General features: G+C 68.1%; 18 protein-coding genes. 8 read left to right on the top strand and 10 right to left on the bottom strand.

Annotated features, from left to right (window positions below; all coding sequences use genetic code 11):
* Both accB and aroQ read right to left on the bottom strand, forming a co-directional pair.
* Positions 1-486, bottom strand: a complete 486-nt coding sequence (accB, locus tag OIM94_RS08835; protein WP_264609689.1) for an acetyl-CoA carboxylase biotin carboxyl carrier protein — start codon at positions 484-486, stop codon at positions 1-3.
* 43 nt (positions 487-529) lie between these two features.
* Positions 530-964 (bottom strand): type II 3-dehydroquinate dehydratase, encoded by a 435-nt coding sequence (gene aroQ, locus OIM94_RS08830; protein WP_264609688.1) that lies wholly within the window; start codon positions 962-964, stop codon positions 530-532.
* A 79-nt stretch (positions 965-1,043) separates the two neighbouring features.
* On the opposite strand from aroQ, the gene thiS reads away from it, so the two are divergent.
* The 3 genes from thiS (at position 1,044) to OIM94_RS08810 (ending at position 3,080) form a co-directional block, all read left to right on the top strand.
* On the top strand, positions 1,044-2,048 hold the full coding sequence (gene thiS / locus OIM94_RS08820) for a sulfur carrier protein ThiS (protein ID WP_319801147.1): 1,005 nt from the start codon (positions 1,044-1,046) through the stop codon (positions 2,046-2,048).
* Positions 2,048-2,818, top strand: coding sequence for an alpha/beta hydrolase (locus OIM94_RS08815; protein ID WP_264609687.1), 771 nt, complete (start codon positions 2,048-2,050; stop codon positions 2,816-2,818). The genes thiS and OIM94_RS08815 overlap by 1 nt, the downstream gene beginning before the upstream one ends.
* 91 nt (positions 2,819-2,909) lie before the next feature.
* A complete protein-coding gene (locus tag OIM94_RS08810; RefSeq protein ID WP_264609686.1) occupies positions 2,910-3,080 on the top strand; it encodes a CsbD family protein in 171 nt (56 codons plus the stop codon).
* 106 nt (positions 3,081-3,186) lie between these two features.
* Here the strand turns inward: OIM94_RS08810 and OIM94_RS08805 are convergent, their stop codons facing one another.
* Together OIM94_RS08805 and OIM94_RS08800 are read right to left on the bottom strand one after the other, a co-directional pair.
* On the bottom strand, positions 3,187-3,444 hold the full coding sequence (locus tag OIM94_RS08805; RefSeq protein WP_264609685.1) for a hypothetical protein: 258 nt from the start codon (positions 3,442-3,444) through the stop codon (positions 3,187-3,189).
* 43 nt (positions 3,445-3,487) lie between these two features.
* Complete coding sequence (locus OIM94_RS08800) at positions 3,488-5,143, bottom strand: thiamine pyrophosphate-binding protein (protein ID WP_264609684.1); 1,656 nt, start codon at positions 5,141-5,143, stop codon at positions 3,488-3,490.
* Positions 5,144-5,189: 46 nt separating this feature from the next.
* On the opposite strand from OIM94_RS08800, the gene OIM94_RS08795 reads away from it, so the two are divergent.
* Positions 5,190-5,933 carry a glutathione S-transferase family protein gene (locus OIM94_RS08795; protein WP_264609683.1) on the top strand — a complete coding sequence of 248 codons (744 nt, stop codon included), beginning with the start codon at positions 5,190-5,192 and terminating at the stop codon, positions 5,931-5,933.
* Between the two features lie 102 nt (positions 5,934-6,035).
* Here OIM94_RS08795 and OIM94_RS08790 read toward each other — a convergent pair whose 3' ends face one another.
* On the bottom strand, positions 6,036-6,566 hold the full coding sequence (locus OIM94_RS08790) for an outer membrane protein (protein WP_264609682.1): 531 nt from the start codon (positions 6,564-6,566) through the stop codon (positions 6,036-6,038).
* 240 nt (positions 6,567-6,806) lie between these two features.
* Between OIM94_RS08790 and OIM94_RS08785 the strand changes: the two genes are divergently transcribed.
* Genes OIM94_RS08785 through OIM94_RS08770 form a run of 4 tightly spaced genes read left to right on the top strand, consistent with a single transcriptional unit; the run spans position 6,807 to position 9,344 of the window.
* Positions 6,807-7,514, top strand: coding sequence for a CoA transferase subunit A (locus OIM94_RS08785; RefSeq protein WP_264609681.1), 708 nt, complete (start codon positions 6,807-6,809; stop codon positions 7,512-7,514).
* A complete protein-coding gene (locus OIM94_RS08780; RefSeq protein ID WP_264609680.1) occupies positions 7,511-8,395 on the top strand; it encodes a 5'-nucleotidase, lipoprotein e(P4) family in 885 nt (294 codons plus the stop codon). The genes OIM94_RS08785 and OIM94_RS08780 overlap by 4 nt, the downstream gene beginning before the upstream one ends.
* A complete protein-coding gene (locus OIM94_RS08775; protein WP_264609679.1) occupies positions 8,395-9,045 on the top strand; it encodes a CoA transferase subunit B in 651 nt (216 codons plus the stop codon). The genes OIM94_RS08780 and OIM94_RS08775 overlap by 1 nt, the downstream gene beginning before the upstream one ends.
* Positions 9,042-9,344: a hypothetical protein gene (locus tag OIM94_RS08770; RefSeq protein ID WP_264609678.1), complete on the top strand. Its 303-nt coding sequence runs from the start codon at positions 9,042-9,044 to the stop codon at positions 9,342-9,344. Before OIM94_RS08775 ends, OIM94_RS08770 begins: the two co-directional genes overlap by 4 nt.
* A 26-nt stretch (positions 9,345-9,370) precedes the next feature.
* On the opposite strand, the gene OIM94_RS08765 is transcribed toward OIM94_RS08770, so the two are convergent.
* The 5 genes from OIM94_RS08765 to ispH are packed head-to-tail and all read right to left on the bottom strand — an operon-like array spanning position 9,371 to position 12,466.
* On the bottom strand, positions 9,371-9,739 hold the full coding sequence (locus OIM94_RS08765) for a hypothetical protein (protein WP_264609677.1): 369 nt from the start codon (positions 9,737-9,739) through the stop codon (positions 9,371-9,373).
* 41 nt (positions 9,740-9,780) lie between these two features.
* Positions 9,781-10,107, bottom strand: coding sequence for a hypothetical protein (locus tag OIM94_RS08760; protein ID WP_264609676.1), 327 nt, complete (start codon positions 10,105-10,107; stop codon positions 9,781-9,783).
* A 6-nt stretch (positions 10,108-10,113) separates the two neighbouring features.
* Positions 10,114-10,560: a ribonuclease HI gene (gene rnhA / locus OIM94_RS08755; RefSeq protein WP_264609675.1), complete on the bottom strand. Its 447-nt coding sequence runs from the start codon at positions 10,558-10,560 to the stop codon at positions 10,114-10,116.
* On the bottom strand, positions 10,557-11,513 hold the full coding sequence (thrB, locus tag OIM94_RS08750) for a homoserine kinase (RefSeq protein ID WP_264609674.1): 957 nt from the start codon (positions 11,511-11,513) through the stop codon (positions 10,557-10,559). Before thrB ends, rnhA begins: the two co-directional genes overlap by 4 nt.
* The gene (gene ispH, locus OIM94_RS08745; RefSeq protein ID WP_264609673.1) at positions 11,513-12,466 is read right to left on the bottom strand and encodes a 4-hydroxy-3-methylbut-2-enyl diphosphate reductase; all 954 of its coding nucleotides are present in this window, start codon (positions 12,464-12,466) and stop codon (positions 11,513-11,515) included. Before ispH ends, thrB begins: the two co-directional genes overlap by 1 nt.
* Positions 12,467-12,561: the final 95 nt, after the last annotated feature.

The following is a 12,561-nucleotide window of genomic DNA, read 5'->3' as shown; positions in this document are numbered from 1 at the left end:
TTACTCGACCACGACGAGCGGCTGGTCGAACTCGACCGGCTGGCCGTTCTCGACCAGGATCGCCTTCACGGTGCCGGCGGTCGGCGCGTGGATCGGGTTCATCACCTTCATCGCCTCGATGATCAGCAGCGTGTCGCCGGCGGCAACCGCTTGCCCGACGGTGACGAAGGTCTTCGCCTCGGGATTCGGCTTGAGATAGGCGGTGCCGACCATCGGCGACTTGACCGCGTTGGCGGTGGGCTGCGGCGCGGCGACGATTTCGGCCGGGGCTGCGGCTGCGGCGGGCGCCGCCAGCATCGGCGCGGGCTGCGCGGCATACTGCATCGGCGCGGCGGGTGCGGCGGTGATGGTGCGGGCGACGCGGACGCGGCGCTCGCCGTCCTCGACTTCGATCTCGGTCAGCTGGGTGTCGTCGAGCACGGTGGCGAGCTGGCGGACCAGCTCGATATCGACCTGCATTGCACCCGTCTTGGTTTCTTCGGCCATACGACCCTTCTTTTAAATTCCGTAAATGAAACGGCGCCCTCTGTCAGAGACGCGCGGCGGCTTCAAGCGCGAGGATATAGGAGTTTGCACCAAAGCCGGCCACCGTGCCTTTCGCAGCACGGCCGACGAAGCTGGTGTGGCGGAAGGATTCGCGGGCGTGCGGGTTCGACAGATGCACCTCGATCACCGGCGTGCGGATGCTCTTGATCGCGTCGTGCAGCGCGACCGAGGTATGGGTGTAGCCACCCGGATTGAGCAGCACGGCGCGGGCGCCATCGGCCTGCGCCTCGTGCAGCCAGTCGATCAGATGGCCCTCGTGGTTCGACTGGCGCATCTCGATCTCGAGCCCCAGCTCGCGGGCGCGGTCCTCCAGCATGCCGGCAATGTCGTCCAGCGTCGTCGTGCCGTAGATTTCCGGCTCGCGCAGCCCCAGCAGATTGAGGTTGGGACCATTCAAGACGAAGATCGTGTCGGCCAAAGCAGGCGCCTTTCGGTTGCGGGCAGGATGCGGTCCTCCCTATATGACCCCGCGTCTCCGATCAAATCCAAGGCTCTTCATGCATAGCGACGGCACCGTCTCCATCCGCGTCAACGGCGAACACAAGCGCATCACCGCGGGCCTCACCCTCGCGCAGCTGGCGAGCGAGCTGGGGCTGGTGCCCGAGAAGGTGGCGGTGGAGCGCAATCTCGAGGTGGTGCCGCGTTCGACCCTGGCCGACGTCATCGTCGAGGATGGCGACGAGCTGGAGATCGTCCACTTCGTCGGCGGTGGCGACCATGCCGGCCCGCTTGCCGACGACAGCTGGACGGTGGCGGGCAAGACCTTCCGCTCGCGGCTGATCGTCGGCACCGGCAAGTACAAGGATTTCGAGCAGAACGCGGCCGCCGTGGCCGCCTCGGGCGCCGAGATCGTCACCGTGGCGGTGCGCCGGGTGAACGTCAGCGATCCCAAGGCGCCGATGCTCACCGACTATATCGACCCGAAGAAGATCACCTATCTGCCCAATACCGCGGGCTGCTTCGATGCCGATTCGGCGATCCGGACGCTGCGGCTGGCGCGCGAGGCCGGCGGCTGGGAGCTGGTGAAGCTGGAAGTGCTCGGCGAGGCGCGGACGCTGTATCCGGACATGGTGGAGACGCTGCGCGCGACCGAGGTGCTGGCCAAGGAAGGCTTTCTGCCGATGGTCTACTGCGTCGACGATCCCATCGCCGCCAAGCGGCTGGAGGATGCCGGCGCGGTCGCGATCATGCCGCTGGGCGCGCCGATCGGTTCGGGGCTGGGCATCCAGAACCAGGTGACCATCCGCCTGATCGTCGAGGGCGCCAAGGTGCCGGTGCTGGTTGATGCCGGCGTCGGATCGGCCTCGGACGCTGCGGTGGCGATGGAGCTGGGCTGCGACGGCGTGCTGATGAACACCGCGATCGCCGAGGCCAAGGATCCCATCCTGATGGCGGCGGCGATGAAGGCGGCGGTGGAGGCCGGGCGGCTGTCCTATCGCGCCGGGCGCATGGCGAAGCGCCGTTATGCCGATCCGTCGAGCCCGCTGGCGGGGCTGATCTGATGCGCGCGGCCGGACTGGCGGCGCTGGCGCTGCTCGCGGTGGCGGGCTGCCATCCCCGGCCGCAGAACGATCCGGCGGTGAACGGCGGGCCGATCTCCGCAGAGCCGGTGACGCTCACCGCCAAGGACGGGGTGAAGATCGCCGGCGTCTATACCCGCGCGGCCAAGCCCCGCGCGCTGCTGCTGCTGTTCCACCAGGCGGAGTCCGGCAAGGACGAATATGCGCTGCTCAGCCCGCAGCTGGCGCAGGCGGGCTATTCCTCGCTGCGCATCGACCAGCGCGCCGGCGGCACGCTGTTCGGCGTCAACGAGACGGTGAAGGCGCTCGGCCGTTCCGCCGGCTATGCCGAGGCGAAGCAGGACCTCGACGCTGCCTTTGCCTGGGGGCAGGCGCAGAAGCTGCCCATCGTGCTGTGGGGCAGCAGCTATTCCGCCGCGCTGGTGTTCCTGCTCGCCGCCGAGCATCCGGGACAGGTGCAGGCGCTGCTCGCCTTCTCGCCGGGCGAATATCTCGACGACAAGGGCGCGGTCGCCCGGGCGGCGGCGACGGTCCGTGTGCCGATCTTCGTCACCTCGGCGCAGGACCTGCGGGAGCAGGACGCGGCCCACAGGATCCTTGCGGCCTCGCCGGCAACGCAGAAGACGCAATTCTACCCCAAGCAGGGCGGGGTGCATGGCAGCTCGACGCTGCTGCGGATGAAGAACCCCCAGGGCGCTGCCGACGCCTGGCGCGCGACGCTGGGATTCCTGCGCGACGTAACGAAGGACTGAGCGGGAACCGGCGCGCACCAACGCACGTTATTTCGTCCAAGTCGAAGATGTCGTGTTCGATGGCATCCGACCCTAGCCAGGAGTACCGATCATGGGCGAGCTGACCGACAAGATCAAAGGCAATATCAACGAGCTGGCCGGCAAGGTGAAGCAGCACAGCGACAATCCCGAGACGCGGGAAGAGGGCGTTGCGCAGGAAGCCAAGGGCAAGGCGCAGCAGCTCGGCGGCAAGATCAAGGGTGCGCTCGGCGACGACATCTGAGTCGCGGCCGAAACCGGACAATTGCGCGGGCCGTGCCGAAAGGTGCGGCCCGTTCGCTATTGTAGCCGCTTCCATTCTTCCGGGCAGGGGCTCAGCGCGTGCTGCCTCAGTCCGGCACGTAGAACGCCCACATGTCGGGCTCGATCTGCGCGGCCGCGAAGCGGATCGGCGCGTTCGGGTTGCCGATCTCGCAAATCATGAACGAGAAGGTGTCGCGCGTGTTGAGCGGATGCGGCAGCCGCACGGTGTTCTTGTTGAGCCAGCGCCACTCCCGCTGCCAGACCGGCTGTCCACCGATCCGAACGCGATCGCCGCGCTTGCCGACATGTGCCGTACGCCACCGTTCTACTGTCTGCTGTGCCATGCGGACAGAATAGAAGGGTGGCGGTTAACGGCTTCCTAGCCGTTCAGCGATTTCGCAGCTTCGTGACGGTCGTCGCGGGACTGATCACCTCGATATCCGTCTTGCAGTGCAACAGCTTGAGCCCCGGCCGGGCGAGCGCCTCGGCCAGCGCGGGCGCGAACCCCTCGGTCGTCTCGACGGTGGCGGCCCAGCCGCCAAAGGCGCGGGCGAGCGCGGCGAAATCGGGGTTGCGGAGCGTGGTGCCGGAGAGGCGCGCCGGAAATTCGCGCTCCTGATGCATGCGGATTGTCCCATAGGCGCCGTTGTCGACCAGGATCACCAGCAGATCGGCATCGTGCTGGACGGCGGTGGCGAGTTCCTGCCCGTTCATCAGGAAGTCCCCGTCGCCCGCCACCGCGACGACCTTGCGCTCCGGAAAGCGCAGCGCCGCCGCGATCGCCGCGGGAACGCCATATCCCATCGCGCCGGCGGTGGGGGCGAGCTGGCTCGGCTGGGCGGTATAAGGCCAGTAGCGGTGCCACCAGCCCGAGAAATTGCCCGCGCCGTTGCAGATGATCGTATCGGCGGGCAGCACCTCGCGCATCGCGGCGACGCAGGGGCCGAGATCGAGCGCCACGCCTTCGCGCGGCTTGGGGGTCGACCATTCCAGCCATTCGGCATGTGCCGCCGCGCCGTCGAAGCGGGGCAGGCCGGCCGCCTCCACCGTAGCCGCTGCCGCCACCGCGAACTCGAACGGCCGCGCGCAGATCGGCAGATCGACGCGGTAGACGCGGTGGAACTCATTGGGGTCGGGATGGACATGGACCAGCGTCTGCCCCGGATGCTCCGGAGTGATCAGGCTGTAGCCGTCGGTCGTCGCTTCGCCGAGCCGCGCGCCGACCACCAGCAGCAGGTCCGCCGCCTTGATCCGCGCTGCCAGCTTGGGGTTGGGGCCATAGCCGAGATTGCCTGCCCAGACCGGCGAGGCGTTGTCGATCGCGTCCTGCCGCCGGAACGCGCAGGCAACCGGCAGGTCGATCGACTCGGCGAAGCGGGCGAAGTCCTCTGCAGTATCCGAGTCCCAGCCGCCGCCGCCCACGATCGCGATCGGGCGCTCGGCACCGCGCAGCAGGTCGTAGAGCTGATCGAGGTCGAAGGCATCCGCCGCCTGGATCGGCTCGGCGATGGCGGGCCGATCCACCGCCTCCACCACATCGAGCAGCATGTCCTCGGGCAGCGCGATAACCACCGGCCCCGGCCGGCCCGAGGTTGCGACGTTCCAGGCACGCGCGACATATTCCGGGATGCGGCGCGCATCCTCGATCCGCGTCGCCCATTTGGCGAGCGGGGCGAACATCGCCGGCAGGTCGACTTCCTGGAAGCCCTCGCGGTCGCGCATTCCCCGATCGACATCGCCGATGAACAGCAGCATCGGCTGCGAATCCTGCATCGCGACATGCACGCCGATGCTCGCATTGGTAGCGCCCGGCCCGCGCGTCACGAAGCACACGCCCGGCCGCCCCGTCATCGTGCCGTCGGCGCACGCCATGAACGCCGCGCCGCCCTCCTGGCGGCAGGTGACGAGATCGATCTCGGGCGTGTCGTGCAGCGCGTCGAGCACGGCGAGGAAGCTCTCGCCCGGTACGTGGAAGATGCGGTCGCAGCCTTGTGCGACCAGATTGTCGACGAGGATCCGGCCCCCGGTGCGCTTCGTGGTCATTGCCCGAGTCTAGACCGGGCGCGCGCGCGGCGATATCCCTTCTCGCATGCTGATCGTCGGTAGCCCCGTGTCGCCCTATGTCCGCAAGGTCGTGGTCGCCCTGGCGATGAAGGGGCTGGACTATGCGCTGGACCCGATCGTGCCCTTCTACGGCACCGAGGCGTTCACCCGGATCAGTCCCCTGCGGCGCATCCCGGTGCTGATCGACGGCGATCTCGTGCTCAACGATTCGACCGTCATCTGCGAATATCTGGACGAAGCCTATCCGGGCGCGCCGTTGCTGCCAAAGGCGCCCGCGGATCGCGCCCGCGCCCGGTGGATCGAGGAATATGCCGACAGTCGTCTCGGCGACGTGGTGATCTGGCGCCTCTTCTTCGCGACGATCATGGCGCCGCGGGTCTATCAGCGCGAGCCCGATGCGGACGCGATCGCACGGGTGCGCGAGGTGGATCTGCCGCACGCGCTCGACTGGATCGAAGCGCAGGCGCCGGAAGCGGATCGCGGTTTTCTCTTCGGCACGATGATGCTGCCCGACATCACCATCGCCGCTTTTTTCCGCAATGCGCTGCTCGCCGGCTTCGCGATCGACGCCGATCGCTGGCCACGCACTGCCGCGTGGATTGGGCGCGTCGAGGCCGAGCCCGTGTTCGCCGAGACGATCCGGGTGGAGCAGATCATCTTCAAGACCAGCACGCGCGACCGCGCCGAGGCACTGCGCGCCGCCGGCGTCCGGATTGCCGCGGAAAGCTATGGCGGCACCGTACCGCAGGCGCGGGTGCTGACCGGCTGAGGGCGGGCGGCTCGGGGAGGGACACGAAAAAGCCCCGCATCGTCGCCGATGCGGGGCTCCGGGAGCGGCGGCGCGGGGGGCCACGCCGCACGTCCTGTTCGCTCAGAAGCGGTAGCCGATGCCGGCCAGCACCTGGTGACGCACCACGTCGTCCGAGGCGTTGGTGTAGCGATACTCGACCTTGCCGTAGTAATGGCCGAAGCTGCGCTCCACGCCCGCACCCAGACGAACGCCGTCCAGGTCGTCGGTCACGCGCAGGTTGCCGGCGCGGCCGATCACGCGGCTGTTGTCATAGCCGACCTTGCCGTACACCAGCGTCGCCGGGGCGACGACATAGCCGATGCGCGCGCCGGCGTAGAAGTCGCGGCCGCCCTTGATGATCGCGGTGCCGATGGTCTTGTCGGTGGTGGTGCCGGTGATCTCGCCGTCGACACCGACCACGAGGTTGCCGCGCTGCAGGTCATAGCCCGCCGCACCGCCATAGACGAAGCCCGAGCCGCTCAGACCGCTGGTCTTGAGGTTGTCCCAACCGGCAACGGCCTCGACGCGCGGACCCTGGAAGGTCGCGTCCTGTGCGAGCGCGGGGGTTGCGGAGGCCATGAGGGCGAGCGCCGTCGCTGCGAAAATACGCATGATAATCTACCTTTGGACTTGATACTTGTTATATCCGGATGGCCATCCAGGGCGCCTAGGTAGGCGCTTGGTTCGCACGTGCAATATGACAAATGCATTACATTTGGCGGTGTTGCTCATGTGCAACAGTCGGCCTTGCCGTACGGGAAGGTCCGGCAAGTTGAAAGCCGGTTCAGGTTCGCTTGACCCGGCCGCCTCGGGCGGATTATCGCCGCTCCAAACATTCGGAGGGAATCGTCGATGGACAAGCTCTACCCCAACGCGAACGCGGCGCTGGAAGGGCTGCTGTTCGACGGGATGATGATCTGCGCGGGCGGTTTCGGCCTGTGCGGCATCCCCGAGCGGCTGATCGATGCGATTCAGGCTTCGGGGGTGAAGGACCTGACCATCGCCTCGAACAATGCCGGCATCGACAATGAGGGCCTGGGCAAGCTGCTGCGCAGCCGCCAGGTCAAGAAGATGATCTCGTCGTACGTCGGCGAGAACAAGGAATTCGAGCGGCAATATCTCTCCGGCGAGCTGGAGGTGGAGTTCTGCCCGCAGGGCACGCTCGCCGAGCGCTGCCGGGCCGGCGGCGCCGGCATCCCCGGCTTCTACACCAAGACCGGCGTCGGCACGAAGGTGGCCGAGGGCAAGGAAGTGAAGGTGTTCGACGGCGAGGAATATATCCTCGAACGCGGCATCCGCGCCGATCTCTCGATCATCAAGGGCTGGAAGGCCGATGAGGCGGGCAACCTGATCTTCCGCAAGACCGCGCGCAACTTCAACCAGCCGATGGCGACGGCCAGCCACCTGTGCGTGGCCGAGGTGGAGGAAGTGGTGCCGGTCGGCAGCCTCGATCCCGACCAGATCCACCTGCCGGGCATCTATGTGAAGCGCATGATCATCGGCGCGCCCTACGACAAGAAGATCGAGTTCCGCACCGTCCGCCCGCGCGAGGCGGCGTGACGCGTGCCGCGCTGCTGCTGGCGGCGTTGGGGCTGGCGCTGTCCGGCTGCGTCGTCGATGCGAGCGTGACGCAGGCGCCACCCGCGCCGCTGCCGGCGGGCAACCCGGGCGGCGCGCCGGCGGGCATGCAGTATCTCTACGGCTCGGGCGAGGCGGCGGCGCTGAGCGTGCAGGCGTATAACGCACTGGTCGACCAGACCCGCGCGCGGCTCGCGCGGCGCGAGGGGCTGTCGGTGGTGCTGGAACCCGGCGCGACGCTGGCGAGCCCGCGCTTCCGGCCCTGCGGCGACAAGCCGCCGGCCGCGGTGTTCGACGTCGACGAGACGATGCTGCTCAACCTCGGCTACGAAGCCGACGATGCGCGGCGCTCCGGCGGCTGGGATTCGGCGCGCTGGGATCGCTGGGAGAAAACCGGTGCGATGAAGGTCGCCGCCGTGCCCGGCGCGCTCGAGGCGGTGCGCGCGCTGCGGGCGATGGGCGTGACGGTGATCTTCAATACCAACCGTGCCGTCGCCAATGCCGAGCAGGCCGAGGCGGCGCTGAACTTCGCGGGTCTGGGCCCCGCCCGACATGGCGAGACGCTGTTCCTGAAGGGCGATATCGACGGCAAGTCCGGCAAGGACGGCCGCCGGGATGCGATCGCGCAGCGCTGGTGCGTGGTGGCGATGGGCGGCGACCAGCTCGGCGATTTCACCGACGGGTTTGCGGGCCTCACCCCGCCCGAGCGGCGCGCGGCGGCGGCGAGCCCGGCGGTCGCGGCGCTCTGGGGGCATGGCTGGTTCGTGCTGCCCAACCCCGTCTACGGAACCGGGCTCGGTTCCACCTATGACCAAACCTTCCCGCCGGCGACGCGCTGGACGGATCCGCAGGAGAAGCATTGATGGCCTGGACCCGCGACGACATGGCGGCGCGCGCCGCGAAGGAGCTGCAGGACGGCTTCTACGTCAATCTGGGCATCGGCATCCCGACCTTGGTGGCGAACCACATCCCGGCGGGGGTGGAGGTGACGCTCCAGTCCGAGAACGGCATGCTCGGCATCGGCCCGTTCCCGCTGGAAGGCGACGAGGACCCGGACCTGATCAACGCCGGCAAGCAGACGATCAGCGAGCTGCCCAGCTCGGTCTATTTCAGCTCGGCGGACAGCTTTGCGATGATCCGCGGCGGGCATATCGACCTGACCGTGCTCGGCGCGATGGAAGTGAGCCAGGCGGGCGACATCGCCAACTGGATGATCCCGGGCAAGATGATCAAGGGCATGGGCGGGGCGATGGACCTGGTCGCCGGCGTGAAGAAGATCATCGTGGTGATGGAGCATACCGCCAAGGACGGCAGCCCCAAGTTCATCCCCGACTGCACCCTGCCGCTGACGGGCAAGAATGTGGTCGACATGATCATCACCGATCTCGCGGTGTTTTCGCGCGCGGATCATGCCTCGCCGTTCCGGCTGATCGAGCTGGCGCCGGGCGTGACCGCGGAGGAAGTCGCGGCGAAGACCACGGCGGCGTATGAGGTCGCGCTGGCGACGGCGTGAGAGCGCTGATCGCCATTGCCGCCCTGTTGTTGTCGACGTCGCCGGCGATGGCGGTCGTGCGCGGCACGATCACGCCGAAGGAGTTCGCGGCGGCGATCAACAAGGCGGACGCGGTGCTGGTACCGTTTCGCACTGGGCGATTGGCGGCCGCCGACGTCCGTTCGATCCGGTGCCTAGCGCCCGATGAAGAGCCGACCGAATTTCAATGCACCTGGCAGCAGCGCGTCAAGGGGCGGTGGGTGAGGCGCAAGACCTGGCTGATAGTCGACGCGAAGGGCTGGCAGGTGATGGACGCCTGAGGCGGTTCCGGCGCGCCACCACGCAGTTAGCGCGCGTCGTTCTTCCGCCAGACTGGAAACAATGCATTGTCCGCCGACCCCATCGCGGCAGACATCGCGGCGAAGTCAAATCCCGGAAGGGCGCTAAGATAGTCGAGCATGACGTTCTCGCCGGTAGCACCTTGCGGGTATGCAAAAGCTACGTGGTCGTCGGCACCGAACAACAGCCACCAGACGTCCGCGCCCCAGGGGCCGGTATCGTTGGTCTCGATCGCCACGCCGCGCAGCTCGGCCTTGGCCAGCGTCTGTACCGTGCCCGCAGGATCGGTGACGCGGAGCTGGTCGGAGGCGGCCTCGACGATCCACCGCGCTTCGGGTTGCAGCCGTGCTGTGCGCTTCCTGAACCATCCGAACATGCGCTGCTTCCCTTCGCCTGGAGCCCGGCGCGCGGGCGGTGCTATTTCGCGGCGGCCGGGCGATCGTGCCCGGCGTCCGGCGCCGGTGAAGCGGGGCCGGTCGCTGCATACAGGCGGGAGCCCAGCACGACGGTCTTCACCCCGGTCCCGGCCAGCTGCGTCCTCAGGCATGCGGCCTCCGCGCGGTGCTTATCGGACGTGCCGTGGAAGCCGATCGTGTCCGGCGCGCTAGGGACCCGGTAGGCGTCGCGCGCCTGGCAGTGCGTGCGGGCAGCTTCAAACTGCGCTTGCGTGAACTGCTGCGCGCGATCGCCGCAACCGCTGAGGCCCGGCGCCGCGCTCAGCATCGCAAGCCAGGGCCAGCGCATGCCGGGTCACCCCGCCGCGATCGCCGCGTCGCTGGCCAGCTTGTCGGCGCGCTCGTTGTCCGGGTGGCCGGCATGGCCCTTCACCCATTTCCATTCGACCCGGTGCGGCTTGGCGGCGGCGAGGAGTTCCTGCCAGAGATCGGCGTTCTTGACCGGCTTCTTGTCCGCGGTCTTCCAGCCATTCTTCATCCAGCCGTGGATCCACTTGGTCAGGCCGTCCATCACATAGCGGCTGTCGGTGGAGAGCGTCACCCGGCAGGGGCGCTTGAGCGCGTTCAGCCCCTGGATCGCGGCCATCAGCTCCATGCGGTTGTTGGTGGTGTGCGCCTCGCCGCCGGAGAGTTCCTTCTCGACATCGCCCATGCGCAGCAGCACGCCCCAGCCGCCCCGGCCGGGATTGCCCTTGCACGCGCCGTCGGTCGCGATCTCGACATGCTGGAGTTCGGTGGTCATGCGATCGCTGCCAGTGCCGAGGCATAGACGTGCGCGCGCCGCCAGAAGGCGAGCGGATCCTTGCGCGTCACCAGCGCGTCGGCGGGGGTGTTGAGCCAGTCCCAGGCGCGCGACAGGGTGAAGCGGATGCACGCGCCGGTCGCCAGCAGCGGCAGGATCGCGCGCTCCTGCTCGCTGAGCTTGTAGCTGGTCTCATAGCCCTGGAGCAGCGCCTCGGAGACATAGGGGTCGAACTTGGCGCCGGTCGAATCGAAAGCCCAGGCGGTGTGCATCACCGCGAGGTCGTAGAGCCTGAGGTCGGTGGAGGCGAAGTAGAAGTCGATCAGCCCGGTCACCCGGTTGCCGAGCATCAGGACATTGTCCGGGAACAGGTCGGCATGGATCGCGCAGGTGTCGAAGCCTTCGCGCGGCCAGGCCCTGGTCACCCGGTCCAGCGCCGCGCCGAGTTCGTCGTACAGCCCCGGCGCAATGTCGTTGAGGCTGGTGCCGCAACGCTCGAACAGCGGGCGCCAGGTGTCGATGCCCATCGAATTGGGGCGGTCGAGCGGGAAGTCGGCGACTGCCTTGTGCATCCGGCCCATCGCCTCGGCCGCCGCGCGCGCCTGTGCAGGCGTCGGGTGCGAGACCGAGACGCCCGACAGGAACTGGATCAGGCAGGCGGGGCGGCCCTCCAGCGTATGGATCAGCGTGCCGTCGCGATCCGGCACCGCCGGCGGCACCGGCAGCCCGCGATCGGCGCAGTGATCGAGCAGCGCCATGAAATAGGGCAGGTCGCCCTGGTCGACGCGCTTCTCGTAGAGCGTCAGGATGAAGCGGCTCTTGGTGGTGTCGACCAGATAGTTGCTGTTCTCCACCCCCTCGGCGATGCCCTTGGCCGAGACCAGTTCGCCGACGTCGAAGCGCTCGAGAAACGCGGACAGCGCCTCGGCCGAAACCTGCGTGTAGACCGCCATTACGCCGCCTCGAGCCCGCGCGGCAGCTTAAACACCACGCTCTCTTCCACGGTTTCGACTTCGCGCTCGGTGATCGCGAACCGCGTGCCCAGCTGCTCCACCACTTCGCGGACCAGCACTTCGGGCGCGGAGGCGCCGGCGCTGATGCCGACATGGGTGACGCCGTCGAACCAGGAAAAGTCGATCTCGGCGGCGCGCTGGATCAGCACCGCGCGGGCGCCGCCGCGCTTGGCGACCTCCACGAGCCGCAACGAGTTGGACGAATTGGGCGCGCCGATCACCAGCACCAGTTCGGCCTGCTCGGCGATCGCCTTCACCGCGCCTTGGCGGTTCGAGGTTGCATAGCAGATGTCGTCCGCACCCGGCGCGACCATCGTCGGGAAGCGGCGCTTGAGGATGCCGAGCACCGCCGCGGTATCGTCCACTGAGAGCGTGGTCTGGGTGAGGAAGGCGAGATTCTCGGGATCGGGCACGACCACGGATTCGGCATCCGCCTCGGTCTCGACCAGCGTCATCGCGCCTTCGGGGACCTGGCCGAAGGTTCCGATCACTTCCGGGTGGCCGTGATGGCCGACGAACAGGATGTGGCGCCCGGCGGCGACATGGCGCTCGGCCTGGCGGTGCACCTTGGAGACCAGCGGGCAGGTGGCGTCGAGATAGGAAAGCCCGCGCTGCTCGGCCTTGTGCGGCACCGCTTTGGGGACGCCGTGGGCGGAGAAGACCACCGGTACGCCGTCGGGCACATGGTCCAGCGTCTCGACGAACACGGCGCCCTTGGCGCGCAGATTTTCGACGACGAACTTGTTGTGGACGATCTCGTGCCGGACATAGACCGGCGCGCCATATTTCTCGATCGCGAGTTCGACGATGCGGATCGCGCGGTCGACGCCGGCGCAGAAGCCGCGGGGCGCTGCGATCAGCAGCTCCAGGGGACGCTTTTCGGTGTTTGCCATCGGGTGGAGCCTCTACGCGATTGCTTGCGCGGGCGGAAGGCGGTTCCTATGGTGCGCGCCGTTCCGGCCCCGGTCCGTGCGAGATGGGGGGCGGC

This window comes from Sphingomonas sp. R1, assembly GCF_025960285.1.
Taxonomy (GTDB): Bacteria; Pseudomonadota; Alphaproteobacteria; order Sphingomonadales; family Sphingomonadaceae; genus Sphingomonas.
The sequence above is the reverse complement of the archived record's forward strand: the minus strand, read 5'-3'. Positions and strand labels throughout refer to the sequence as shown.